This window comes from Nostoc sp. DedQUE09 (assembly GCF_034530915.1).
Lineage (GTDB): Bacteria > Cyanobacteriota > Cyanobacteriia > Cyanobacteriales > Nostocaceae > Nostoc.
In genome coordinates this window covers 112965-138135 of the sequence record NZ_JAVRCE010000004.1, presented here as the reverse complement: position 1 = coordinate 138135, position 25171 = coordinate 112965, and the positions used below count along the sequence as shown (strand labels likewise).

Here is a 25171-nt window from a genome sequence, read left to right as displayed (position 1 = left end):
AAACTTTTGAAGGGGTTGGAGATTTATTGTGCGTAAGTCTTACCTTCCCCCGAACTTTTCAGGCATTCTGCTACATCAACTGATTTCTCATCTCTTTCGGTGATAGTACTGCTATCGGCGAACCTGTGAATCCATCTACATCACGAGTAACGATCGCCTCCAACCCTAACTTCATCGCAGATGCTACCTGCACCGCATCTTCAAAATCAGTCAACCTCAATGCGATCGCCTGTTCTAGGACATCGCGATCCACTGCACAAATTTCCATCAGTGCTAACAATTGAGTCACTGCGGCAATCGCAATTTCAGCACTTTTGGTCTGGCGTCCAACCAAATAATGTATATCCGTAACCGTTGTCGCCGACATAAATCCTTCAACTTGACCCAATTCAACTGTCTCTAGCAAAAAAGCAGCATCCGCTACAAAAGGTTCACGCGCTAGCAAAGCATCCAGCAGAACGTTCGTATCAAATAGAACTCGCATTACAGATACTTTTGCACCAACCGCTCATCTAGTATGGCTTTTACTTCTTCATCTGTAGGTGGCAGGGCGTCAGTCTTGGCAATACCGATTAAACTTGCAGCTAAACCCTTTGGCTTTGACGTTGGCTGAAGTTTTGGTTGGAGTGATCGCATTAATGTATTGATTAACTGCCAACGATCCTCGGCAGATAATCTCAGTGCTTGATCTTCAAGTTCACGTAACGTCATGGTAATAAAAATCAAACCACTAGTACTGTATAATTTACAGCCTTAAAACAAATTAGCCTCAAGCCGGAGCTTGGAGCTATCTTTTCAGTAGTTCTATATCAAAAAAAGTGCTTTTTACTGTACAACTCTAATTATTCCCATAAAATTTTTCTATGAGATATGGGAATTTCAATTAGAATAGGAGTCAATTGTGAACAAACACCTTATTATGTCTTTTGTTTCTTTACTTGTCTTGGCTTACATGTCTTTCAATGTAATTAAAACAGCAGAACACACAGAGTCTACTGCTAAATCTTTGCTTTCAGTAATAAATATACTTAAAGCGAGGTAATTGCAATTTCCGAAACCATTCTAAACTTAACAATCTAAAAAAATTACAGGAAGAGACTTTTATTGGTCGCCCTGTTTAACTTAGCACTACTTCGGACAAAGTAAATCTAAGTTTTTTTTAGGTTGTCTTCTATGTTGAAAGTCACTTAGTCTTGTAAGTTGACTTTCAACTTATGAAAATAAGTATAGCACCATTTTAAAAAGTTTAAAGTGACTTTAAACTTTTCAGTCTTTTCCCAAATTACCCAAAATCAAAGCACCCCACCCTTAACCTCTTCCCGCAAGCCAGAAGGAAAACAATTGTACTAACAAAAATAGGCTAGGGTCGGAAATTGGCGATAATTAATAATGAGTTGCCGACTTGCGATGATGCACAGCTGTAACGCCATCTTTATCTAACAATTTGCCATTCTCCACAGTCGCATAAACCAGCCAGTGGTCGCCAGATTCCATCCGGTTTTGTACGGAACATTCGAGATATGCTAGGGCATCCGTAAGTATGGGAGAACCGCTTTCAGCTTCTTCGGCGGCGACATCAGCAAATCGGTCTTGTCCTGGGCCAAAAGGTTTGAGGAAGTGCTTCATCAACCCCAAATGATTCCCCTCTTTGAGGATATTGAGGACAAATTTGTTTCCTGTATGCGTCAGTGTTTCTACTGCGCGGTCTTTAGCGACGGCGATGGTTAAACCGGGTGGACTAAAGCTGGCTTGAGATACCCAAGAAGCTAACATGGCACTGGAACGATCGCCTTCTTTGGCTGTGAGAACGCAAAGAGAACCGACAATCCGACCAACTGCTTGTTCTACTGTTGTTGCAGGAAGACTCTGCGATCGCACTTTTCTCGCTTTCCTCAGTGCTTGGGCAAAGTCGGTTCCAGCTTCTTCACACAATTGTAAGGTGGCATCGTCGGGTTTGAATTTTACGCGGATGGTATCAAAACCAAACCGATAGCCAGCATCTTTTAATTTACCTTCAATTAAATCAACCGCTTCCCCACTCCAGCCAAAGGAACCAAAAGCGCCAGCGAGTTTATTGTTAGTGGCGGTGGATAGGACAATTCCTAAAGCTGTTTGTACAGGTGTCGGTGCATGACCACCAAGAGTAGGAGAACCAATGATGAAACCACCGGCTTTTTCCACAGCCGCCCGGATTTCTTCTGGTTCAGTAAATTCGCAGTTAATCGATTCTACGGCAACGCCAGCTTTTGTAATGCCACGAGCGATCGCTTGGGCTAATGTGGCTGTATTTCCATAAGCTGATGCATAAATCAACGCTACTGTCAAGTCAGCAGAAGTTTGCTGTTGACTCCATTCTCGATAAGCTTTGGTCAGGTCGATTAAGCCATAGCGTACTAAAGGACCGTGTCCATTGGCATACATTCGCACAGGAAAATCAGCAAGTTTATCCAGTGCTGTTTCAACTTGACGAGCGTGGGGAGCCATGAGGCAATCAAAATAATAACGCCGATCCTCGTTATATACTTCCCAACCTTCATCAAATACCTGATCTCCACAAACGTGCGCCCCAAATAACTTATCTGTGTACAGAATTTCTGTTTGTGGATCGTAGGTGCAAAGTTGATCTGCATAACGAGGATTGGGGGTGGGAATAAATTGTAAATTATGCCCGTTACCCAAATCTAGAGTTTCTTCGCCACGCATGACAAGAATTTGCAAATCTGGATTTTCCAGCGCCGCACGTAAATTTCTCGCCCCTGGATTAGAACACACAAAGGTGATTTGCGGGGCAATTTCTAATAAAGCTTTTAAAGTTGCAGCGCGGTTAGGATTTACGTGTCCCAAAATTACATAATCTAAATCTTCAAGATGGAAACGTTGCTGTAAAGCTTCTAAATAAATTTGCGTAAATGTTTCCCCTGGAGGATCGATTATGGCAGTTTTCTCGCTTTCGATTAAATAAGAATTAGCAGTTGTACCCTTAGCAAGAGCATATTCAATTTCAAATCTCAGCCTTGACCAACTGCGCGATCGCAGGATTCTTGTATTTGTAGCAATCGGGAAAACTTGAACGTCACGGGGTTTATTTTTTGACATGGCTAAAACAAGAGTTATGAGTTATGAGTTACGAGTTATGAGTTGAAGAAAGTCGTTAATCTAAATTTTTTAACTTCCGTTGTACAGACGATATTTTTTGTCCAACTCGTCCCTACAACTCCTAATTTTTAACTTCTAACTCCTAACTCCTAACTCCTAACTTTTTAATAGTGGTTGCCAACTTTACGGTGATGCACAGCAGTCAAACTTTCTGGTTTAGAAACCCGTCCGGCGTAAACTGTGCTATATACTGCCCAATGGTCGCCGCAATCCATTCTACTGATGACTTCGCACTCCATGTAGGCGAGAGCGTCGTTGAGGATGGGCGCACCATTTTCGGCTGGCTGAGTTCTCACACCTTCAAAACGATCTGCGCCAGGGGCGAACCGTTTCAAAAAGTGTTTCATTAATGGTTGGAAATTGCCTTCTTCTAAAACGTTGAGAACAAAGCGATCGCCTACTTGCATGAGTGATTCAATTGCTCGATCTTTGGCGACTGCAATGGAAAATCCCAATGGTTTGAAGCTGGCTTGAGCAACCCAAGAGGCTAACATGGCACTGGATACATCACCTTTTTTAGCAGTAATAATATACAGTCCGCCGCTAATTCTACCTAATGCTTTATCTAAATCAGCACCAAGAGATTTCATGGCTTTGATACTGCGATCGCGTGTTACCCATTGAGCTAAGTCAGTACCCGCTTCTTCACACAGCTTGTAAGTATTTTCTGTAGGCGTTTGTTTAATCCGAATTGCTGGAAAAACTGTTGTCAAACCCAAATTACGGAATTTACTCAGCAAAGGATCTATTGGCTCATCATCGCCACCGCCAGTTTCAAACACGCCGATAGCTTGTTTTTCTTTAGCTGATCCTAAAACTGTGCTGAGTGCAGCTTGAATGCTCGCAGCGCCAGAAGCCGGAGGTAAACCAACGATTAGCCCAGCACAACGGCTAACTAGTTCTCGCAGCTCTTGTAAATCGACTTCAGATCCCAAATCGACAATTTCCACGGCGACACCGGTTTTACCGATACCATTGGCAATTGCTTGCGCGAGGCGATCGCTATATCCGTATTCGGAAACGTAAAATATTCCAACTACCGTTTCTGGCTTGGCTTGCGTTTGGCTCCAAGTGCGGTAACGTCCAACTAGTTCTTCTACATTGTGAGATAATAATGGCCCGTGTCCTGTGGCAATCATGTCGATCGTTTTCAGTTCCGCCATCCGCTTCAGGGCAGACAAAACCGAGCGGGCATTTGGCCCCATCAAGCAATCGTAGTAGTAATGAAAGTCTTCTTCGATCGCTGCTAAGTCTTCATCAAAGGTGCTATCTGAGCAGTAGTGCAACCCAAAAGCATCGCAGGTGTAGAGAGTTTTGGTTTTATGGTCGAAGCTGAAAATTGTATCGGGCCAATGTAAATTTGGAGCAATCACGAATTCAAATTCATGCCCATTGCCCAAATCTAAGCGATCGCCATTTTTCACAATCCGCCGTTTGAATGGCTGATGTACTAAATCCTCAAGAAACTGAATTGCCACTTTAGAACCGACAACGGTTATTTCTGGAGCCATTTGCAACAAATCTTTCACTAAACCGCTGTGGTCTGGTTCAGTGTGGCTGATAATTAAATAATCAATCTCTGTTGGGTTGATTAGTCCGGTGAGCGTATCAAAATATAGTTGACGAAACTTTTCATGGGAGGTATCAACTAAGGCAGTCTGCTCCCCGCGAATGAGAAACGAGTTATAAGTAGTACCGTTTTGCAGACCAAACTCAATATCGAAGCGATCGCGATCCCAATCCAAAGAGCGAATAGCCGTTGTCTCTTGAGCAATCTCTACAGTCTGTATGGTGAGCCGTTTTTCAGTTTTTTCGGTGAGTGCTACCATAACTCCCTCCTTGACACAATGAGTATTTCTTCCTCTTCTTTTATTGTGACACGGCTTGAATGTTAATTTTTATTAAAAAACCTATAGTTGACTTAAAAAAGTTAAAAGTGTGAAACCACAGAGGCACAAAGAGGAAATTTGGTTAGCTTTGGAAATTGGGAATTCTCGGCTGCATTGGGCATTGTTTATTGGCGAGACACTTTACTCAGCTTGGGATACCGACTATTTTCCTGAGTCTGTCATACAACATCTAGCTGAATGTCAAACCCTAGATGATTTATTGCTGGCAATTTCTCCACCCGATCAACAAGGTAATTTTCTCACAAATACTCCACCCCTTTGCGCTTTTGTCTCTCTGCCACCCTGTCCTGTCCTCCTCACCTCGGTAGTTCCCAGCCAAACTGCTATTTGGCAAACTTACCCAAATACTCGTGTTATTACTTTAGAGCAAATATCACTCAAGGGGATGTATTCCACACTAGGAATTGACCGCGCTTTAGCTTTGTGGGGTGCGGGAAAAACTTGGGGTTTTCCGATGTTGGTAATTGATGCTGGAACAGCGCTGACTTTTACAGCTGCGGATGCTAATGAGTCTTTATTTGGAGGTGCAATTTTGCCGGGATTAGGTTTGCAATTTGCAACTCTCGATCAACAAACAGGACAATTACCATTAGTAGAAATGCAAAGTTTTCCGTCTCTACCACCACGTTTTGCTCTCAATACTAAAGAAGCAATTCAAAGCGGAGTAATTTATACATTATTAGCTGGCATCAAAGATTTTATTGAGGCGTGGTGGGATTTATTTCCTGATGGGAAGATTGCGATTAAAGGAGGCGATCGCACTTTATTACTAAATTATCTGCAAGCTTTATATCCTGAAATCGCAACACGTTTAATTGTGGAACCAAATTTGATTTTTTTGGGAATGCAGAAAATAGTAATGGAAAATAAGGAGTAGGAACCGAAGTTTTCACGGCAAAGAGACAATCCAAAGCCCAGATAGCATACAATTAAAAGAGAAGTTTATCCCTAAATAAACTATGCCCAAAAGTGTAGTAGATTGGCAACAAACCCTGAATGAGCTAGTTTAATTCGTTGAAATTATGACTTTTTAAAATACCTTGAATAAACTCCCGAATCTCGCTCCCTACAACCTCAGCACAAGATTCTGGCAAGTCATTTCCGGCATGGGCAATCATTTTCAACTCGACTTTTGGCATTAGTTGAGCATAAACACGACTTCTGGCTAAAGCATCTGGGGTATCTTGTCCACCTTGTAAAATAACAACTGGGACATCTATCATGTAAAGCTGCTTTTGCAGTAATTCCGCCTCAATTTCTACTTGTCGCCGTTTGAAAAGTAACTGGCAACCTATGGGATACGGCAATAGCGATTGACGCAACTGCAAGTCTTGTGTAATTTTTTCATGCCAACCCAGGATTTTAGTCAAAGGACTGAGCGATCGCAACAATTTAACTACTAATGGTGGATAATTCAATAATCGCCGCATCTTCTGGCAATACTCTTCTTGTCCTGCTATCTCTACGCCCTCTGGTGCTAGCAATACCACACCATCAACTTTCTCTGGATACTTTAAAGCATAGCTAGCAGCAATCCAACCCCCAAGAGAATGCCCCACTAAATATACTTTTTCTAGCTTCACAGCTTGCAAAAATTCAGCTAAACACTCAACTTGTAAATCTATCGAATGGTGGATATTAGGATTTTCTGATTCACCAAATCCTAACAAATCAGGTGCAAAACAATGAAAATCTTGTGCAAGGGATTCCATCACAGATAACCATTGACTGCTCTCATTCCAAGCACCATGTAAAAAAATTATAGGAGTTTTTTCACCGACTTCACGCCAGAATAGTAACCCTTGAGAGAGCTTTCTCCGAGAGTTACGGAATAGTGTATCCATTTTATTTAGTAGTTAACTTTTAGCATCATAATAAATAGTCATTAGTCATTAGTCATTAGTCAAATTACAAACCCAAAGGTGTGGTGCGATTCGTTTAGCGTCTCCTTGGGGGAGCCTCTCGTAAAGAAGATTCTTTAAATCATCACTTTAGTGGCAAATGACCAATGACAAATGACAAAATATTATTATGCCAATGTTGTCAAGCCATTCAAGTAGTCTTGCAACTGCCGAGTATGGTCGTGAGACATCTTTTCTGAAGGTAGTAAACAGGGAGAGAAAGCTTGGATTTCCATGACTTCTAAAGTGTCTTGAATCTCCATTGTCCCATGCACCTCGGCTTCAACCACAATACAAATTGAATGGATTCTGGGATCGCGGTCTGGTGCAGAGTAAACTCCTACCAAACGATTAATTTTCACCAATTCTAGCCCAGTTTCCTCGATCAATTCCCGACGTACTGTATTGGGAATATCTTCTCCCCAATCCACAATCCCTCCAGGCAATGACCAAAGACCATTGTCACGCCGCCGGATCAGTACAATCCGACCATCCGGTAAAATTGGGATGATACTAGTGCCAGTAATGGGATGACGAAATATTATACCCAATACTGTTTGTCCAATACGCCATAAGCTACGTGTGGACTCTACAGCTGCCGGAAAAAAAGCAATAACGTTCAATCTTCAAAGTTTTGTGTTGTATTCTATAGGTCCCTACCACTTACATAACTCAACTAATAAAAATTTTGTTGAGTTTTGTTTTATACAAAAATGTTTGTGGTTTGAGATTTTATTCTCACGATTTACGTAGAATATTATCAATTCTAACATCAAGTTTCAATACAGGCACTGTGTTTATATATACATAATATTTTTTCAACCAGGTAAAATTTCAGTTTATAGCTAGCATTAGTGCTGCTGAAACTAGCTGTTAATAATAGATTTTTAGAACACATTAAAATAAATAATATTCATAATAAGTCAAAATCAAAAATTATGTATTCTGAATTTATAAGAACCAATTAAGTAGGGTTGCAAACCTACAATTAATTAAAGACCACTAAATCAAATATTAGACTCTATGTTTCAACCTACCTATGCCCCCTGAATGATTTGTTGATAATATTGGTTTCTTTCAACAACAACTAATGAGGTAATTTACAATCTATTTGATAGATTGTAATCTAAGAAAAGATATTTTTCGTCTTGCTGGCAGGGATAATTTATAATTTCTCTTGACAAATTAAGGTATAATGCGATAGACTAGTACACTGTTTAAAGCGTATTTATTGCTGCACTAGGCTAAAAGTATATCAATAACATTGGTAGCTAATATTGCCTAAGTGATGCCTAGTTACTACTTTTTTGTTGTTTATTAATAGAGGTGAACATGGCCAAGCGCCGTAACCCGAAAAAAGAAAAGGCGCTACGTAACCAGGCGTATGCCAGAAAGTTTCGTAAACGGACTACGACAGGAAGAATGCAGAGAAGGTTCCAACAAAGACCACCAAAGAGTGAGGAAGAAGAAGGCGCAGCAGCAGCTGACACTGAATAAGCTGCTTGCCTAAATCCTTATTGTTTGGATTATTTGCCTTTTAGGGCGCACATTTATTTGTACGCCCTTATTTATTGGGGATTGGGCGTTAGGAGTGCTGAGTGCTGAGTTAGGAGTTTTGTTTATCTCCTTATCTTCCTCATCTCCCCAGTCCCTCTATTGAGCAATTTGAGCACGGGCGGCTGTGAGTGCTTTGTTTACCTGTGCAAAGCCAGTGCCTCCGTAACTGTTACGCGCAGCAACAACTTGACGGGGAGAAATCGCCTCATAAATATCTGCTGCAAATGCTGGATGTAGTTGTTGCCACTCTTCCAATTTTAAATCTTTTAGGAGTTTACCTGCGGCAATACTAGTTTTTACCACCTTACCCACAAGGTTGTAAGCTTCTCGAAAAGGAACACCCCGTGCTGCCAGATAGTCTGCTACATCGGTAGCATTAGAAAAATCTTCCGCCACCGCTGATGCTAACCGCTGGGTACGAAATTCTAAGCCTTCCCTGAGCAAAATCGTCATCGCTTCTAGAGACGCTTTGACTGTGTTAACGCTATCAAATAGACCTTCTTTATCTTCTTGTAAGTCTTTGTTATATGCCAGGGGTAGCCCCTTCATAATCACTAATATCGCCTGGAGATGACCGAATACACGTCCCGTTTTCCCCCGCACCAATTCTGGTACATCGGGGTTTTTCTTTTGGGGCATGATACTGGAACCTGTAGCACAGCTATCTTTGAGAGTAACAAAGCGAAATTCTTCAGATGACCAAAGAATGACTTCTTCTGCAAGGCGGCTGAGGTGAACCATAATCAAGCTAGCAGCACACAAAAATTCGATCGCAAAATCGCGATCGCTCACTCCATCGAGGCTGTTAGCATAAATATCGTCAAAATTCAAGAGTTTGGCTGTGTAGTGGCGGTCAATGGGGAAAGTAGTTCCCGCTAAAGCACCACATCCCAAAGGTGAAATATTCACGCGGCGAGAAACGTCTCCTAGTCGTTCCCAGTCACGTTGCGCCATTTGAAAGTATGCCAAGAGGTGATGAGCTAAACTCACGGGTTGGGCGCGTTGGAGGTGGGTATAGCCAGGAATCAGAGTTTCAACGTTTTTTTCAGCTATATCTAGTAAAACACCTTGAAATTCTCGCAATTCGCTTTTGATTTGTTGGATTTGGTCGCGCAGATAGAGTCTGGTATCGGTGCCAACTTGGTCATTACGCGATCGCGCTGTATGCACCTTTTTACCTACATCGCCAACAATTTCTGTCAGTCGGCGTTCAACTGCAAAATGCACATCTTCAGCATCGACACCGGGCTGAAATTTCCCCTGGCGGTACTCTTGGCGAATTTGTTCTAAACCGGCAACCAGTTGCTCTCCTTCTTCTGGGGAGATGATGCCCGTGTGAGCAAGCATTTTGGCATGAGCTTGAGAACCAGTAAGGTCATATTCGATTAATTCAATATCAAAACTTATACTGGCATTAAAACGAGCGATCGCTGGATGCAACGCTAATTCAAACCGCTGGCTCCAAGTTTCTTTTTTGGTCATAAATTCTGAAAAGAGTGGGCGATAGTTAAGAGTTAAGAGTGAGGAGTTATGAGTTTTTGACTCCTAACTTCTCACTCCTCACTTTCAACTCCTAACTTTTAAATTTAACCGTAGCTAGTTAGATTCCGAATCATATAGCCAATGACTAAACCAATCAACAATGCCCACACTTGACCTGTTTGTATAAAGTGGCCCCAAGCTTTTTGAATCTGACCCATAACGTTTGGATCGGTGATTGTTTGTGCTAGGCCTGTCCAATTTACAGGCAAATGCCAAAGTAACTGAGATGTCAAATCGCTGTAATTGCTCATCTTTGATGATTAAGAAGTTATGGGTGGCAAATTTCAGCATCAGTTTATTCTTTACCAAGAAGGGGAAAAGGGGAAAGGGAAAGGGGAAAGGGCAGGAATAAAGAACTTTTCCCCACAAGGTACAAAGCTCCTATTTTTAAATAGGTCGAACAAAAAAAGAAGATTTTGAGACACGTAGTGGGTTCGCCCTTGGCTTCTCGCAGAGAGAAAAATCAGCGTCTTTATTTAAAACCCTTGCTTTAAAGTATGGGGTTCCCTTTCCCCTTTCACCTTTCCCCTTTGCCCTTCTTCATATTAATTACTGATATTTACTGAAATATTGGATGTAACTTCAATGTCTTAACTCAAGATGCAGCTGATGCCAACCGCAATTTCTCGGCAGTCCGCAAAATCTGTCCCGCCAAAACTGCTGCACCAAAACCATTATCGATATTTACTACGCCTACTCCCGCAGCACAAGAGTTAAGCATTGTCAATAGAGGTGCTAAACCACCAAAACTTGCCCCATAACCAATGCTGGTTGGTACGGCAATCACGGGACAACTTGCTAAACCTGCGACAACGCTGGGTAAAGCGCCTTCCATCCCCGCCACAACAATTAACACCGATGCGGACTCAATCAGGTGGCGGTTACTTAATAAGCGGTGAATCCCAGCAACGCCAACATCCCAGAGGCGCTGTACCTTAAAACCAGAAAGTTCAGCAGTGACAGCTGCTTCTTCAGCAACAGGTAAATCGGCAGTACCAGCAGACAGAATGCCAATTTCACCCGCAAATTGTGGTTCGATGGTAGGGGGAGCGATCGCACAAATTCGCGCCGATTCGTAATATCGCAAACCGCTAACTTTTGATTGCAGTGTGGTATAAACTATTGGTTCAATGCGAGTTGCCATCACCACCGGGTTGCGGAGGCGCATCACTTCCATAATTTGAGCAATTTGGTCGGGAGTCTTACCAGGCCCCCAAATCACCTCTGGGAAACCAGTTCTTAGCTGGCGATGGTGGTCAATTTTGGCAAACTCACCTACAGATTCATAAGTTAAATCTTTAAGTGAGTCTAATGCCGTATCTGGCGTAACTTTACCATTAGCAACCGCTTCGAGGAGCGATCGCAAAGTTTTTTCATCGGTCATTTGTCATTTGTCCTTTGTCATTTGTCATTTGTCATTTGTCATTTATTTTTATCTGCAAGTAATGACCAATGACTAATGACTAATTTGTTATTTTGATTTCGTGAATGTTCCAGAATGCGCCACCAAGTGCAGAGTATTGAATACCTTCAAAGCGATTACGCACTGCTGACATTGATAAAGCGTTAACTAGATAAATAAACGGTAAATTTTCTTGGGTAATCCTTTGGGTTTCGGCATAAATTTCTTTCCGCTTTGCTGGGTCTAATTCCCTTGCCCCTTGAATGTATAACTTAGCAATTTCTGCTTCCCAAGGAGCCACCTCCCAACCTTGAATTGGTTTTTGTCCTGCTTGGGGTTTCTGATTAAACATATGTAATCCACCTTCAGGAGACCAGACATTAGCTCCATCATTTGGTTCTAAACCACCAGTCAGACCCAGCATAGAAACTTCCCAGTCTAATGAATTTGACAGCTTATCTGTGTAAGTATTCCACGCTAGAGGAGTGAAATCGACTTGAATACCAATTTTACTCAGGTCTTGTTTAATTTGCGATCCAATTGCTTCGCGGATTTTGTTACCAGCATTGGTGAGCAACGAAAAGCGGACGCGGTTTCCTCGATCATCAATTAGTTGGTTGTTGTTATATTTGAATCCTGCTTTTAATAGCAGTTCCTTCGCCTTTTGTATATTGTAGTTATAAACTTTTAGACCTTCTTCTGGTGACAAATAATAAGGGCTTTGCACGGAAATGGGTGAATTTTGTGGTTTACCCAAACCCCGAAAAGTATTGTTAATCATTGTTTGTCGGTCAATCGCATAGGCTACTGCTTGCCGAAATTCTACAGTATTAAACCAACGCGACTTGACTGGATCAACCAATGGTTTTCCATCCCTTTTACCTTTATTTAAATTGAACAAAATAAACGTTGTACCAGTTGCAGGGCCACCATTGAAAATTTTGAAATTTCCCTGCTCTTCTTGCACTTTTAGCAAAGAAAAATAATCTGGTGAGACTCCTACAGTATCTAATCCACCAGAACGAAATTGTAGCAAGGAGGTATCTGTTGATTCTACAATTTGCCACACAATCCTTTCAATATAAGGCTGGGATTCTCCTTTTGGCCCTTTTCGCCAATAATAGGGGTTGCGCCTGAACACTACACGCTGACTGGTGTCGTAGCGCTCTATTTTGTAAGGACCGTTAACGATAATTTGATCTGGAGGAGTATCAACGCCCCATTTAGACAAAAATATTGGCTTACCATCTTGGTCTTTTGTCTTAATAAATGGTTCTAGGGTATGGGCAGGTAAAATTGGTAGTCCTAGAGTTCCCAAAAATGGCGCAAATGGTTCTGGAGTAGTAAATTCAATCCGTTGAGCATCGATTTTTCGTACCTTTGGCAATGCCCGACTTTCACCAATTTGCAGCACATCTCTAGCATCTGCGGGAATCGCTTCGTTAAGATAAATACCGTTGAAGGTAAATACTACATCATCGGCTGTTAAAGGCTTGCCATCAGACCATTTTAATCCCTGGCGTAGAGTAAAAACAAACCGTAATTTGTCATCCGAAATTTCCCAAGATTCCGCTAAAGAAGGCTCGATTTTCCCACTTATCGGGTTTTCAGTAGTTAATCCTTCATAAATCAAAGGAAAAACATTCGGGGACTCCTGACTGAGAGGATAATTAAAAGTTTTGGGATCGCTGAGAATAGCGCTTACTAATTGTGGTACTTGAGCAGCTGCACTTTTGAAGTTAGTTGGGTTACAGGCGGTAAGTGTAAGTGCTGTTGCTGAAGTTAGAATTATTGGCAACCAAAAACGTTTAATTGCCAAAAATATTTTTCTAAAAACTTTCATAGTTTCAAATTTATTTCCATCTTAATCAGTCTGAAATATCTTGATCAAAATCTCAAAAAAGTTATTCTGAAGCAACTAGTAAGACAACTGCATAAGCACATATACCTTCTTCACGCCCAACGGGGCCTAATTTTTCGTTAGTGGTAGCTTTGATACCAATTTGATTTTGTTGTAATTCTAAAACTGCCGCTAGTTTGTCGCGCATATTGTGAATATGTGGCTTTAATTTAGGACGTTCTGCTACTACCACCGAGTCAATATTTCCCACCTGCCAACCTTGATCCCGAATCAGTTGATGTACTTGATTTAATAGTACTAAACTATCTGCTCCTGCCCATTTGGGATCGCTAGGAGGAAAATAATGACCAATATCCCCCAAGGATAATGCCCCAAGCATGGCATCCATAATTGCATGGGTAAGTACATCAGCGTCACTATGCCCCAATAAACCCAGTTCATGGGGAATTTGAATTCCACCTAAAATCAAAGCGCGATCGCTCACCAGTTGGTGAATATCGTAGCCATTACCAATACGAATTTTTGTCATTTGTCATTTGTCATTTATCATTTGTCATTTGTCAGGAGTTAGAAATTATTATTCTCTCCCTGCTCCCCTGCTCCCCTGCTCCCCTGCTCCCCTGCTCCCCTGCTCCCATTTCTCCAACAGATCCGGGCGGCGATCGCGGGTTTTTTGAATTTGTTGTTCGTAACGCCACTTTGCGATCGCGGCATGATTCCCACTGAGCAAGACATCAGGCACTTTCAAACCGCGAAAATTCGCAGGACGAGTATATTGGGGATAGTCCAATAACCCCTCTTCAAAACTTTCTGCTATCAGGGACTCAGTTTTGGCCACGGTTCCTGGGAGCAGCCGCACGACGCCATTAATCAAAGCCATTGCTGGAATTTCCCCACCGGTCAGAATAAAATCGCCTAAAGATACTTCACGAGTTACCAAATGCAGCACCCTCTCATCCACTCCTTCGTAATGCCCGCAAATAACTACTAACTGGTCATAATTCGTCGCCAATTCTTTCAAAAGAGGTTGATTAATTGTTTGACCCTGTGGACTCATCAAAATTACTTCTCTTCGGGGTAGAATCGGCAGCGACTCCACAGCGGTAAAAATAGGTTCTGGCTTCATTAGCATCCCAACGCCGCCGCCGTAGGGTTCATCATCTACCTTTCGGTGTTTGTCAGTGGTAAAGTCCCGTGGATTAATCAGATGCACTTCGGCAATCTGTTTGGCTAAGGCTTTACCTAGTAGCCCAGAATTGAGAACAGAGTTAAAACAGTCAGGAAAAAGCGTAACTATATCAAAGCGCACAGTTATTCGTATTCGAGGACACTAATCTTAAATTTGAATGTCTAGCAAACACCAGCAAGCCAAGGTCGGGTTAAACTCCAGTTAAACTTTATCAATAGTATCTAAAACTACCAGACCTCCTGGATTTTAGATGGGATCAAAAGTTTTTCTAATTACTTAATTTATGTTTAAATGTTGTCACAACTACATTTAAATTAATAATCATATCAAGTTAACAACTTCCAGGATGCATCAAGCCAGCCTCAGAAAAAAGCGTAGTCTTAATTGCTTGTCCCCAAATCTAAAGGGGAATCTAGCTACTCAAAGACTATTTTGCCCTGCTGCAAGTGGACAGGTGAAAAACAAGGCGCTGACTTTGAGGAATGGGAACAAACACGTTTAGACTGAGGCAACGCGAGCGTTAAACGAGAATTTGGAGAGTGGCTTTCCCCAGTTCCAGACTTCCAAAAAGTGTCCTCTCAAAAGTTGCAAAGCGCAAAAATTATCAGGTAACTGAACCTTGTTAAATTCACACGCCATTCGCCACAAGCCGGGGAACCCGTCCAAAGCGATGGCTCCTGAAGTTGTTGACAGGAGAACCAAAATGCCGCAATTACAAGCTAAATCGCTAGAAATGAGGACACCCCAAGCAACTAAAACCGCCGTTCTGGTTATCGGAGGTGCAGAAGATAAAGTTCATGGGCGCGAAATCCTACGAACTTTTTTTGGACGCGCCGGTGCTAGTAAGGCTTATATTACAATTATTCCATCTGCCTCTCGCGAACCTGCCATCATCGGTGGCCGGTATATTCGCATTTTTGAAGAAATGGGTGCCCAGAAGGTAGAGATTTTAGACATCCGCGAACGAGAACAGTGTGAAGCCTCCCAGATCAAAGCATCCTTAGAAGCCTGTAGTGGGGTATTTTTGACAGGAGGAGACCAGCTGCGTCTTTGTGGCGTATTGGCAGATACGCCAGCAATGGAAATTATTCGTCAGCGGGTGAGGGCGGGGCAACTTACGTTAGCAGGCACCAGTGCAGGAGCGGCGGTAATGGGGCATCACATGATTGCTGGCGGCGGTAGTGGAGAGACGCCCAATCGTTCCCTAGTGGATATGGCAACGGGTTTGGGATTTATTCCGGAAGTAATCGTTGACCAACACTTTCACAACCGTAATCGGATGGGGCGACTGATTAGTGCGATCTCAGCTCATCCCGATCGCTTAGGTATTGGCATTGACGAAGATACTTGTGCAGTGTTTGAACGTGATGGTTGGCTACAAGTTATGGGTAAAGGCAGTGTCACCATTGTCGATCCCACCGAACTGACCCATACTAACGAACCCCATGTCGGTGCTAATGAACCCTTAACCGTACATAATTTACGTCTCCATATCCTCAGCTACGGCGATCGCTTCCACTTGTACCAGCGGACTGTATTGCCTGCTGTACACCGAATCTCCAGCTGACGGGATAGAGTATCTGAGGTTACACTGAGTTGACCGCACATTTATTATTTCTTACCGTAGAAAAATGATAAGAATACCATGTAAAAAGAAAAAACTGTTTCTAACGAACAGTTTAGCGGTCAATTCCAGTAAGAAACTAGAATTTTGGTTCCGAATCTCCATCTACCTATTCCCATGAGAATCCTCAAGATCCAGACATTACGCGGCCCAAACTATTGGAGCATTCGACGCCACAAACTGATCGTCATGCGCCTCGATTTAGAAACCCTCGCCGAGACGCCCTCGAATGAAATCCCTGGCTTTTATGAAGGATTAGTTGAGGCGCTGCCGAGTCTGGAGGGTCACTATTGTTCGCCTGGCTGTCGCGGTGGTTTTCTGATGCGAGTCAAAGAAGGCACTATGATCGGCCACATAGTGGAACACGTAGCCTTAGAACTCCAAGAATTAGCTGGTATGCATGTCGGCTTTGGTCGCACCCGCGAAACTGCCACACCCGGAATTTACCAAGTAGTAATCGAGTATCTGAATGAGGAAGCGGGACGCTACGCTGGACGAGCCGCAGTACGGCTATGCCAGAGTATCGTTGATCGAGGCCGTTATCCCAAGGCAGAACTAGAGCAAGATATCCAAGACCTGAAAGACTTTACCCGTGATGCTTCATTAGGCCCTTCCACAGAAGCGATCGTTAAAGAAGCAGAAAAAAGAGGTATTCCCTGGATGTCGCTGGAAGCCCGCTTTTTGATTCAACTAGGCTACGGCGTAAACCAGAAGCGAATGCAGGCCACAATGACGGACAACACCAGCATTCTGGGCGTAGAACTAGCTTGCGATAAAGAAGCCACTAAACGTATCCTTGCTGCTGCTGGTGCGCCAGTACCCAGAGGTACAGTAATCAATTTTTTAGACGATTTAGAACAAGCCATTGAATTCGTTGGCGGCTATCCCATCGTCATCAAGCCACTAGATGGCAATCATGGGCGTGGGATCACCATTGATATCAGAACTTGGGAAGAAGCTGAAGCTGGATACGAAGCTGCCAGACAAGTTTCCCGGTCAATTATTGTCGAAAGATATTACGTTGGGCGCGACCATAGGGTACTAGTTGTAAATGGGAAAGTAGTAGCAGTAGCCGAACGTGTCCCGGCTCATGTCATTGGCAACGGCAGATCCACCATTGCCGAACTGATTGAAGAAACAAACCTTGACCCAAATCGCGGTGAAGGACATGATAACGTCTTAACCAAGATTGAACTAGACCGCACCAGCTACCAGCTACTAGAAAGGCAAGGTTACACCCTAAATAGCGTGCCACCCAAGGGCACTATTTGTTATCTCAGAGCAACAGCGAACTTGAGTACAGGTGGTAGTGCCGTTGACCGTACCGATGAAATTCACCCAGAAAATCTTTGGTTGGCACAACGAGTAGTTAAGATTATCGGTTTAGATATTGCTGGACTCGATATCGTCACCACAGATATTAGCCGTCCTCTGCGGGAAGTGGATGGCGTGATTGTCGAAGTTAACGCTGCTCCCGGTTTTCGGATGCACGTTGCGCCAAGCGTGGGTATTCCCCGCAACGTTGCTGGCGCAGTGATGGATATGCTGTTTCCCAACGAACAATCTAGCCAAATTCCTATCCTCAGCATCACGGGTACTAATGGCAAAACCACCACTACTCGACTACTAGCACATATTTATAAACAGACTGGAAAAGTAGTAGGTTATACTACTACCGACGGAACATACATCGGTGATTACTTAGTAGAATCTGGCGATAATACAGGCCCTCAAAGTGCCCACCTGATCCTCCAAGATCCCACAGTAGAAGTAGCAGTGCTGGAAACGGCTCGCGGTGGCATTCTCCGCTCTGGATTGGGCTTTGAAGCCGCAAATGTAGGAGTAGTATTGAATGTAGCTGCCGACCACTTAGGAATAGGCGATATAGATACCATTGAGCAGTTAGCTAACCTCAAGAGCGTAGTAGCGGAAGCTGTATTCCCTGATGGCTATGCGGTACTTAACGCCGACGATCGCCGCGTCGCCGCCATGTCAGAAAAAACTAAAGCTAATATTGCTTACTTCACCATGAATCCCGATTCGGAATTAGTGCGGAAGCACATTCAAAAGGGTGGAGTAGCGGCAGTATATGAAAATGGCTATTTGTCAATTGTTAAAGGTGATTGGACACACCGCATAGAAAGAGCTGAAAATATACCTTTAACAATGGGCGGACGTGCGCCGTTTATGATTGCCAACGCTTTAGCAGCAAGTTTGGCAGCGTTTGTGCAAAACGTCACAATTGAGCAGATTCGTGCTGGTTTGAAGACCTTCCGGGCTTCAGTTAGCCAAACACCGGGACGAATGAATCTATTTAATTTGGGCAACTACCACGCTTTGGTGGACTATGCCCACAACGCAGCCAGTTACGAAGCGGTAGGTTCCTTTGTGCGGAACTGGACTACAGGACAACGGATTGGCGTAATTGGGGGCCCTGGCGATCGCCGTGACGAAGACTTTGTTACTTTGGGTAAATTAGCAGCACAAATTTTTGATTATATCATCATCAAAGAAGACGATGATACACGGGGACGCTTACGTGGTTCAGCTGCCCAGTTAATTATTCAAGGCATCACGGAAATTAAGCCTGATAGTCGCTATGAATCAATTCTGGATGAAACCCAAGCCATCAATAAAGGCTTAGATATGGCTCCTGATAACAGTCTGGTGGTCATTTTGCCAGAAAGCGTGACTCGCGCAATTAAGTTAATTAAGCTGCGTGGTTTAGCGAAGGAAGAGACACACCAACAAAATCCCGGCACAAGTGTCATCGATTCCCAAAATGGGATCGCGCCTTCTTCTGTGGTTAATACTTTGCTGTAGTCAGGAATCAGGAGAAAGCAGTGTGCTGGCTCCTCCTGACTCCTTTAATTACTGTTTTTCTTCTTCCTGATTGGTTTCCTCGCTGGGAGTTTTCATCTCCTCCTTAAAACCTCGTAGGGTTTTGCCCAGTGCAGTTCCCAGTTCAGGAATTTTTTTTGGGCCGAAAATTAGAATAGCGACTATGCTAATTACAGCTATTTCTGGCCATCCCAGTCCAAACATATAAATTTCCTCTAAGGCATCTGTAATTAAATATAGACATTGATGGCTCACATCCCATAAGTTCGCCACTGATGAGCGCAACTAACTTCTAATTGGATTGGTAATTGGCAAACCTAACCAATCGCTTAATTCCTGAGCTAGCCATTCCAGTTCCGCTTCCGATTTAATTGCACCATCACTACCACCAAGTTGATATTTTTTTACTCCTACCCAAATATCCAATTGTGCGGGAACGGCAATTCTCGTACCTTCAGAATCTTTCGTAAAATGTTTGGGAATGTAAACTAATTTATTAATACTTTGCCTTGGCGAGGCACGGGGACGATAAAATTTCCAAGCAAACAACTCCCAAGTTAGGGAAATTTGTTCGGGATTCAGGCGTAAGCAGATGCGTCCAAAAAAATGAAAGAAAAATTTATACACCATCATCAAGCCAGCACCCCAAAATGGAAGTGAAAACATCGCAAAGGGGATGTTGACAGGAAAAGGTGCTGAAAGTGCGCCAATTGTCCAAAAGAGAATAAATGAATTCCAGACGATCGCAAACAAACCTGTAAATATTATTGATGGATCAAAACCAGATGGTGGAACGATAATTTCTAGAGAATCCCCATTTTTGGTTAGTTGAATCTTACTCCCATCTGGTTTGCCAACAACCAAAGTCGGCAAGTTTGTTGGTTGTGGTTTCTTTAAAGCTGCGAGTGCTTGGTCAGCTGAACTCAAACGCCGTTCTAAATTAGGTTCAATCATCCACTTTAACCAATTGCTAAAGCTGGGACTGAGATTAGCCAATTGTTCAAACTGAATGCGAAAATCCTTTTGGGGTAAATCGGCTGGGTGAGTACCCGTCACTAAATAAATTAAGGTTGCACCTAAACTATAAAGGTCAGATGCTGCAACAGTGCGTCCGCCAAATTGCTCTGGTGGCATATAACCATAAGTTCCTACCACAGTTCTTGTCCCGGTTTCGCTAGCTAGGATAGTCTGCACTGAGCCAAAATCTACCAAATAAACTTGACCGACACTATTTCCAGAACGCTCCCCCAATAAAATATTGCTAGGCTTAATATCACGGTGAATTACAGGCGGATGTAGTTCATGTAGGTAAACGAGAATCTCTAAAAGTGCTTTGGCTATCTGTTTGACTTCAGCTTCGGTAAAAGTCCGCCCAGTTTGTAAACATTGCTCTAAAGTTTGTGCAGGGATATAAGTTTGTACTAGAGCAAATCCTTTGATAGTTGGTAAATTTACCTCAAAATAGTTTAAATAGCCAGGAATTGAGGGATGTGCTAGGTTTTTTAGAGTTTCGGCTTCTCGCTCAAACAACTTGAGTGAATCCCACTCAAAGTCACTACTAAAAGAGAGTAATTTAATGACAACTAATTTCTGAGTTTGCAAATCACGAGCTAATAGCGTCCGCCGCCCTGCTTTTTTTCCTAATAGCTGCTGAACTTCGTAGCGTTCGCCTAATATTTCACCAATCATTATGTTTTCTTATAATGCTACGGTTGAAAAGTTTTATAGCTGATAGCTTTTCAATTTGGCAAATCGATATCTTTAGTATAATTGCGTAATTCTATGCCCTCCCAACTTTGGCCTTATATTACCCCTGGTATTCCCGATGACTTATTTGAGCATTTGCCAGGAATTCCCCTGAGCCAGCGAGAAGTCCGACTGCTATTGATTTCTCAACTGCGGCTAAAATCAGATTCTGTGTTGTGGGATATTGGCGCAGGGACAGGTACAATTCCGGTAGAGGTGGGGCTATTGTGTCCAGGTGGACAGATTATCGCTATCGAAAGGGATGAAGAAGTAGCTAATCTGATCAAGCGTAACTGCGATCGCTTTGATGTGAAAAATGTCGAAGTTGTTGAAGGCAGCGCCCCAGAATGTTTACATGACCTAAAAATTACCCCTCATCGCGTTTGTATTGAGGGAGGACGACCTATTCAGGAAATTCTGCAAGCAGCTTGGCATTATTTGCCGCCATTCGGTCGGGTTGTAGCCACAGCTGCTAATCTAGAAAGTCTATATGCTATTTCCCAGAGCTTTTCCCTATTAAGAGCTAGAAATATCGAAGTCGTTCAATCTGCGGTTAACCGCCTAGAAACACGCGGCTTTTCTCAAACCTTTACCGCCGCCGATCCCATTTTTATCCTCAGTGGTGAGAAACTAGACTAAATCAAAAAGATTTTAGATTTTAGACTTCGGCTTCTTTCGACTTCGCTTAAGGCAAGTCGCTCAGTCGAACGATTTTAGATTTTAGATTGGGGATTTAGGTGATATGTCATCAGAAACAAAGTCACAATTACCAATCCCTAATCTTGAATACCTAATCTCTAATCCAAAATCCCTTCGGGTTCGGTAGTCCCCCATCGACGGGAACCGCCAAGACGGGGGCTACCTCACCAAAATCCAAAATCCAAAATACTTTTATGCCTTGGTCTCGGATTATTAGTGGAATTGTTGCGATCGCTCTTGCTCTTTCCGCAACCCTTTTGGGGGGTTGGTACTTTACCATCATCTTTGCGGTCATCATCTTTTTGGGTCAACAGGAATATTTTAATTTGGTGCGAGCCAGAGGCATCGCTCCCGCCGCTAAAACCACTATGGCTGTCAGCCAAGTCTTGCTAGTAATTTGTACCCTTGATGGCAGTTTAGCCGAGGCTGTGATGCCAATAGCTGGCACACTTATTTGTTTTTACCTGCTGTTTCAACCCAAATTTGCCACGATCGCTGATGTTTCCGCTTCTATTATGGGGCTGTTTTACGTAGGTTATTTACCAAGTTACTGGGTGCGATTACGAGCAATTGATAGCGCTGCTTTTAGTAATCTCCCTTTCGGGGGCTACTGGCCCACAACCTGGACAGATTTCTGGGAAAAGGCAAATTCCGCTTCATTAGCACAAGGTTTTACAGCCACACTACTGACTTTTTTTTGTATTTGGGCAGCTGATATCGGTGCTTACACCATTGGCAAATTCTTTGGGAAAACCCGTTTGTCTGACATTAGCCCGAAAAAAACTGTCGAAGGTGCTGTATTTGGTATTACTTCAAGTGTTGCCGTAGCCATAGCAGGAGCTTATTATCTTCATTTGCCTGAATCCCCCTTCACTGGTTTAGCATTGGGTTTGCTGATTGGTATTGCTAGTCTTTTAGGGGATCTCACAGAATCTATGCTCAAGCGGGATGCTGGAGTTAAAGATTCTGGGCAGTTAATTCCCGGTCATGGTGGTATTTTAGACCGTACTGATAGTTATATTTTTACTGCTCCTTTGGTTTACTATTTTGTGACATTACTTTTGCCACTACTTAGTAAATGGTGAGTTGGGCATTGGGCATTGGTTATTAGGCACAAGAGGCACAAGAGGCAGAGGCGCAGAGGGGCAGAGGCGCAGAGGGGCAGAGGGGCAGAGGCGCAGAGGAGAAAAACTTACTGCAACTTCTCCCCTGTACCCCTGCTCTTGTTCCGAGAGACGCCACATCATTTAAAATAGGGTATTAATATTTTTGATCGTCAAGGGTTAACGTTAATCCGCCCACGACACACCAGCTTGCCTGGGATCAGCGTTAATTCTTCGATATCAACGTCTGAGCCAAGATCCAGATTGTACTCATAATTATCTTTTAATATATCTTCTTGATCGCACTTCATTGGGATGTGTACCAGTTGCAACTCATGTCCACTGAGTAATTGTAAGCCCAGACAAATCTCTAGAGGCGTTGTTTCACTATTGGTTACTCTGAAACCTCGCAGTATAATTTGGTTGTTCCCAAGGAGAATTTCTTGCCACTTGATTGGTTGTGACTGGGGATCATCTTTTGGTAAAACCTTAACCAAGAGATCGCTCAAAGCAGTCGATAATAAGTCTGATGAGAGAGAAGCATTCAGATCCTTCTCGTCTACGATCAAATCGCCAACCACGGGTACTGTTTCTAACAGTCGCAGAGGTTTTCCCTTGAGTACGGAACCGATATTTACCCGAATATTTTCTGCTATTAATTGAATTTGTGTAATTAGGAGACCTTGATAAACTGCATGAGTTGCAAAAACAGATACCGTAGGAATGCGTCCAGAGAAAAGTTGGCGATCGCTAGCTTTAATCTCCACTTCTAGTTCAGAGATTTGGCTGGTCTGCGATCTCAACCAGAGCTTGACTGCTGTTGTGAGTACCTGCGTAATTATGCGGATTTTATTTCCACTTGTTGTTTGGGGATTTTGCTCTGGCATTTAACCAATCTGTTTATGAGTATTTGCTCTACAACCGAACCGAAATTAAATAAGCTTTAAATGTAACATTTATGCCTACTCGCTACAAAATGCAAATATCATTTAATTGATAACAGTAAATAAGCAATTTCCACATGGAGGTACGGTTACAAAAAATTCTTGCTCAATGGGGTATCGCCTCACGTCGTGAAGCCGAAGAAATGATTAGGCACTCACGAGTGCGGATTAATGGGGTATTGGCACATTTAGGTCAAAAAGTTGATCCCGAAAAAGATGCGATCGCAATTGATGGTCAGCCTGTATCCCAAAAGCAGCGTCCGGCTTTAATATATCTATTGCTGCACAAACCAGCAGGAGTGGTTTCTACTTGCTACGACCCTCATCGCAGAACAACAGTCCTGGATCTACTACCGAAAGAATTACGGGAGGGTTCAGGTATTCACCCAGTTGGCCGTCTAGATGCAGACTCTACAGGAGCATTAATCCTGACTAATGACGGAGAACTGACATTTGGACTAACCCATCCACGTCACAGTATTTCCAAGACATATCATGTTTTGGTCAAAGGACATCCTTCAGAAACAGTACTAAAGACGTGGCGTCAAGGTGTGATGTTGGAAGGTAGAAAAACCAGGCCCGCTAAGGTACGCCTAATCGAACGTCGTACCGAGGAAAGCGTTTTAGAAATAGTGTTGCAGGAGGGAAGAAATCGCCAAATTCGCCGTATAGCTCAACAGTTAGGATACCCAGTCATCAAACTGCATCGGACTGCTATCGGCCCAATTCAATTACAAACTCCCAAAGAACCCTTTTTGTCAGAGGGTAAATATCGTTCCCTCAAAGATCGTGAGATTCACTTTTTGCAAGATCAGATAACGCAACCTAATTATTGATTCAGTGGAGTTAAGGAGTGTCAGTAGGCATGAAATGGCTAAGAAAGAAGAATAAGCACCAGCCATCACTTTCATTAGAGGAACAACGAGCCGAAAAGTTGGCAGAGTTAGGCGCTCAACTTTGGGCATTGCGTCAAGAACAGGGTCTATCTCTAGAGCAAGTGGTTGCATTGACTCGGATTCCCCGACGATTATTGCAGGCGATCGAAGAAGGTAATTTAAACGATCTACCAGAACCAGTTTATATTCAGGGTTTAATCAGACAATTTGCCGATGCACTAGGTTTGAATGGAGTAGAACTTTCTGGCACTTTTCCGATCAGTTCTGCACAAGTTAGCCCTCTGAGTAGGGGGAATAATTCACCCTTGGCTCAACTACGTCCAGTTCATCTTTACTTTCTTTACATATTGCTAATAGTATGTTCTGTAAATGGGTTATCTCAGTTATTAAATAACGCGTTACTACAAGCGAGTAATAGCCCAAACCAGCCATATCCAAAACAAAAGTCTGTTGTTAAACCAGAACTAGCTCAACTAAAAGAGTCAACGCAGGTACAACCTATCAGTAATACCCTGAGTGGTGTCCAAAAGGGACAGGTTGTCCAGGTTGGTGTGACTTTGAAAGCTTCATCTTGGATTCGTGTAATAGCCGATGGCAAAACCGAGTTCGAGGGTATTCTGCCAGAGGGAACTCACCGAATTTGGAAAGCCCAAGAGCAACTGACAGTAAAAACTGATAATGCTGGTGGTGTGTTGGTGAGCGTTAATCAAGAGAAAGCTAAGAAAATGGGAGAACCGGGGAAAGAGGAAGAAGTTAGGATTGCTGCTGCAAAGCCTAAGTTTTGAAATATGGTTTATGGG

Annotated in this window: 23 protein-coding genes; 8 read left to right on the top strand and 15 right to left on the bottom strand. The window is 43.0% G+C overall.

The features are described 5' to 3' along the window. Positions 1-70 precede the first annotated feature (70 nt). From RMY27_RS04080 to RMY27_RS04065, 4 genes are all read right to left on the bottom strand, one after another. On the bottom strand, positions 71-484 hold the full coding sequence (locus tag RMY27_RS04080; protein WP_322660659.1) for a PIN domain-containing protein: 414 nt from the start codon (positions 482-484) through the stop codon (positions 71-73). Beyond that, positions 484-711, bottom strand: coding sequence for a hypothetical protein (locus RMY27_RS04075; RefSeq protein ID WP_322660658.1), 228 nt, complete (start codon positions 709-711; stop codon positions 484-486). Before RMY27_RS04075 ends, RMY27_RS04080 begins: the two co-directional genes overlap by 1 nt. Positions 712-1383: 672 nt before the next feature. Next, on the bottom strand, positions 1384-3096 hold the full coding sequence (locus RMY27_RS04070) for a diflavin flavoprotein (protein ID WP_322660656.1): 1713 nt from the start codon (positions 3094-3096) through the stop codon (positions 1384-1386). Positions 3097-3260: 164 nt separating this feature from the next. Further along, positions 3261-4985, bottom strand: coding sequence for a diflavin flavoprotein (locus RMY27_RS04065; protein ID WP_322660654.1), 1725 nt, complete (start codon positions 4983-4985; stop codon positions 3261-3263). A gap of 109 nt (positions 4986-5094) precedes the next feature. Between RMY27_RS04065 and RMY27_RS04060 the strand changes: the two genes are divergently transcribed. Next, positions 5095-5943: a pantothenate kinase gene (locus RMY27_RS04060; RefSeq protein WP_322660652.1), complete on the top strand. Its 849-nt coding sequence runs from the start codon at positions 5095-5097 to the stop codon at positions 5941-5943. Positions 5944-6067: 124 nt separating this feature from the next. Here RMY27_RS04060 and RMY27_RS04055 read toward each other — a convergent pair whose 3' ends face one another. Both RMY27_RS04055 and RMY27_RS04050 read right to left on the bottom strand, forming a co-directional pair. Then, positions 6068-6910, bottom strand: coding sequence for an alpha/beta hydrolase (locus RMY27_RS04055; RefSeq protein WP_322660650.1), 843 nt, complete (start codon positions 6908-6910; stop codon positions 6068-6070). Between the two features lie 185 nt (positions 6911-7095). Beyond that, positions 7096-7590, bottom strand: a complete 495-nt coding sequence (locus RMY27_RS04050) for an NUDIX hydrolase (protein ID WP_322660649.1) — start codon at positions 7588-7590, stop codon at positions 7096-7098. A gap of 709 nt (positions 7591-8299) precedes the next feature. Between RMY27_RS04050 and RMY27_RS04045 the strand changes: the two genes are divergently transcribed. Further along, a complete protein-coding gene (locus tag RMY27_RS04045; protein WP_167407613.1) occupies positions 8300-8464 on the top strand; it encodes a hypothetical protein in 165 nt (54 codons plus the stop codon). A gap of 156 nt (positions 8465-8620) precedes the next feature. On the opposite strand, the gene argH is transcribed toward RMY27_RS04045, so the two are convergent. From argH to trmD, 6 genes are all read right to left on the bottom strand, one after another. Then, positions 8621-10006: an argininosuccinate lyase gene (gene argH, locus RMY27_RS04040; protein ID WP_322660647.1), complete on the bottom strand. Its 1386-nt coding sequence runs from the start codon at positions 10004-10006 to the stop codon at positions 8621-8623. A gap of 104 nt (positions 10007-10110) precedes the next feature. Next, a complete protein-coding gene (locus RMY27_RS04035) occupies positions 10111-10317 on the bottom strand; it encodes a hypothetical protein (RefSeq protein WP_322660645.1) in 207 nt (68 codons plus the stop codon). A gap of 344 nt (positions 10318-10661) precedes the next feature. Further along, a complete protein-coding gene (gene larB, locus RMY27_RS04030) occupies positions 10662-11450 on the bottom strand; it encodes a nickel pincer cofactor biosynthesis protein LarB (RefSeq protein ID WP_322660643.1) in 789 nt (262 codons plus the stop codon). A gap of 79 nt (positions 11451-11529) precedes the next feature. Further along, the gene (locus tag RMY27_RS04025) at positions 11530-13311 is read right to left on the bottom strand and encodes an ABC transporter substrate-binding protein (RefSeq protein ID WP_322660641.1); all 1782 of its coding nucleotides are present in this window, start codon (positions 13309-13311) and stop codon (positions 11530-11532) included. Between the two features lie 61 nt (positions 13312-13372). Next, complete coding sequence (gene ispF, locus RMY27_RS04020) at positions 13373-13858, bottom strand: 2-C-methyl-D-erythritol 2,4-cyclodiphosphate synthase (protein ID WP_322660639.1); 486 nt, start codon at positions 13856-13858, stop codon at positions 13373-13375. A gap of 48 nt (positions 13859-13906) precedes the next feature. Then, positions 13907-14638 carry a tRNA (guanosine(37)-N1)-methyltransferase TrmD gene (gene trmD, locus RMY27_RS04015; RefSeq protein WP_322660637.1) on the bottom strand — a complete coding sequence of 244 codons (732 nt, stop codon included), beginning with the start codon at positions 14636-14638 and terminating at the stop codon, positions 13907-13909. 583 nt (positions 14639-15221) lie between these two features. Here trmD and RMY27_RS04010 point away from each other — a divergent pair. Continuing rightward, positions 15222-16085 (top strand): cyanophycinase, encoded by an 864-nt coding sequence (locus RMY27_RS04010; protein ID WP_179068376.1) that lies wholly within the window; start codon positions 15222-15224, stop codon positions 16083-16085. A gap of 174 nt (positions 16086-16259) precedes the next feature. Next, complete coding sequence (gene cphA / locus RMY27_RS04005) at positions 16260-18965, top strand: cyanophycin synthetase (protein WP_322660635.1); 2706 nt, start codon at positions 16260-16262, stop codon at positions 18963-18965. A 48-nt stretch (positions 18966-19013) separates the two neighbouring features. Here the strand turns inward: cphA and tatA are convergent, their stop codons facing one another. Further along, complete coding sequence (gene tatA, locus RMY27_RS04000; protein WP_094348761.1) at positions 19014-19187, bottom strand: twin-arginine translocase TatA/TatE family subunit; 174 nt, start codon at positions 19185-19187, stop codon at positions 19014-19016. A gap of 81 nt (positions 19188-19268) precedes the next feature. Then, positions 19269-20672, bottom strand: coding sequence for a serine/threonine-protein kinase (locus tag RMY27_RS03995; RefSeq protein ID WP_322660633.1), 1404 nt, complete (start codon positions 20670-20672; stop codon positions 19269-19271). Positions 20673-20765: 93 nt separating this feature from the next. On the opposite strand from RMY27_RS03995, the gene cbiT reads away from it, so the two are divergent. Next, entirely contained in the window at positions 20766-21368 is a 603-nt protein-coding gene (gene cbiT / locus RMY27_RS03990) for a precorrin-6Y C5,15-methyltransferase subunit CbiT (RefSeq protein ID WP_322660631.1), read from the top strand. 254 nt (positions 21369-21622) lie between these two features. After that, positions 21623-22513 carry a phosphatidate cytidylyltransferase gene (locus RMY27_RS03985; protein WP_322660629.1) on the top strand — a complete coding sequence of 297 codons (891 nt, stop codon included), beginning with the start codon at positions 21623-21625 and terminating at the stop codon, positions 22511-22513. A 191-nt stretch (positions 22514-22704) separates the two neighbouring features. On the opposite strand, the gene RMY27_RS03980 is transcribed toward RMY27_RS03985, so the two are convergent. Next, a complete protein-coding gene (locus RMY27_RS03980) occupies positions 22705-23418 on the bottom strand; it encodes a DUF2993 domain-containing protein (protein WP_322660627.1) in 714 nt (237 codons plus the stop codon). A gap of 134 nt (positions 23419-23552) precedes the next feature. Here RMY27_RS03980 and RMY27_RS03975 point away from each other — a divergent pair, with 134 nt between their 5' ends. Continuing rightward, positions 23553-24311 (top strand): pseudouridine synthase, encoded by a 759-nt coding sequence (locus RMY27_RS03975; protein WP_322660625.1) that lies wholly within the window; start codon positions 23553-23555, stop codon positions 24309-24311. A 29-nt stretch (positions 24312-24340) separates the two neighbouring features. Further along, positions 24341-25156, top strand: a complete 816-nt coding sequence (locus RMY27_RS03970; protein WP_322660623.1) for a RodZ family helix-turn-helix domain-containing protein — start codon at positions 24341-24343, stop codon at positions 25154-25156. Positions 25157-25171: the final 15 nt, after the last annotated feature.

Excerpts from the sequence above, each read along its gene's own strand:
- RMY27_RS04080 (WP_322660659.1), bottom strand. The coding sequence starts at position 484 with ATGCGAGTTCTATTTGATACGAACGTTCTGCTGGATGCTTTGCTAGCG.
- RMY27_RS04075 (WP_322660658.1), bottom strand. The coding sequence starts at position 711 with ATGACGTTACGTGAACTTGAAGATCAAGCACTGAGATTATCTGCCGAG.
- RMY27_RS04070 (WP_322660656.1), bottom strand. The coding sequence starts at position 3,096 with ATGTCAAAAAATAAACCCCGTGACGTTCAAGTTTTCCCGATTGCTACA.
- RMY27_RS04065 (WP_322660654.1), bottom strand. The coding sequence starts at position 4,985 with ATGGTAGCACTCACCGAAAAAACTGAAAAACGGCTCACCATACAGACT.
- RMY27_RS04055 (WP_322660650.1), bottom strand. The coding sequence starts at position 6,910 with ATGGATACACTATTCCGTAACTCTCGGAGAAAGCTCTCTCAAGGGTTA.
- RMY27_RS04045 (WP_167407613.1), top strand. The coding sequence starts at position 8,300 with ATGGCCAAGCGCCGTAACCCGAAAAAAGAAAAGGCGCTACGTAACCAG.
- argH (WP_322660647.1), bottom strand. The coding sequence starts at position 10,006 with ATGACCAAAAAAGAAACTTGGAGCCAGCGGTTTGAATTAGCGTTGCAT.
- RMY27_RS04035 (WP_322660645.1), bottom strand. The coding sequence starts at position 10,317 with ATGAGCAATTACAGCGATTTGACATCTCAGTTACTTTGGCATTTGCCT.
- larB (WP_322660643.1), bottom strand. The coding sequence starts at position 11,450 with ATGACCGATGAAAAAACTTTGCGATCGCTCCTCGAAGCGGTTGCTAAT.
- RMY27_RS04025 (WP_322660641.1), bottom strand. The coding sequence starts at position 13,311 with ATGAAAGTTTTTAGAAAAATATTTTTGGCAATTAAACGTTTTTGGTTG.
- ispF (WP_322660639.1), bottom strand. The coding sequence starts at position 13,858 with ATGACAAAAATTCGTATTGGTAATGGCTACGATATTCACCAACTGGTG.
- RMY27_RS04010 (WP_179068376.1), top strand. The coding sequence starts at position 15,222 with ATGCCGCAATTACAAGCTAAATCGCTAGAAATGAGGACACCCCAAGCA.
- cphA (WP_322660635.1), top strand. The coding sequence starts at position 16,260 with ATGAGAATCCTCAAGATCCAGACATTACGCGGCCCAAACTATTGGAGC.
- tatA (WP_094348761.1), bottom strand. The coding sequence starts at position 19,187 with ATGTTTGGACTGGGATGGCCAGAAATAGCTGTAATTAGCATAGTCGCT.
- RMY27_RS03995 (WP_322660633.1), bottom strand. The coding sequence starts at position 20,672 with ATGATTGGTGAAATATTAGGCGAACGCTACGAAGTTCAGCAGCTATTA.
- cbiT (WP_322660631.1), top strand. The coding sequence starts at position 20,766 with ATGCCCTCCCAACTTTGGCCTTATATTACCCCTGGTATTCCCGATGAC.
- RMY27_RS03985 (WP_322660629.1), top strand. The coding sequence starts at position 21,623 with ATGCCTTGGTCTCGGATTATTAGTGGAATTGTTGCGATCGCTCTTGCT.
- RMY27_RS03980 (WP_322660627.1), bottom strand. The coding sequence starts at position 23,418 with ATGCCAGAGCAAAATCCCCAAACAACAAGTGGAAATAAAATCCGCATA.
- RMY27_RS03975 (WP_322660625.1), top strand. The coding sequence starts at position 23,553 with ATGGAGGTACGGTTACAAAAAATTCTTGCTCAATGGGGTATCGCCTCA.
- RMY27_RS03970 (WP_322660623.1), top strand. The coding sequence starts at position 24,341 with ATGAAATGGCTAAGAAAGAAGAATAAGCACCAGCCATCACTTTCATTA.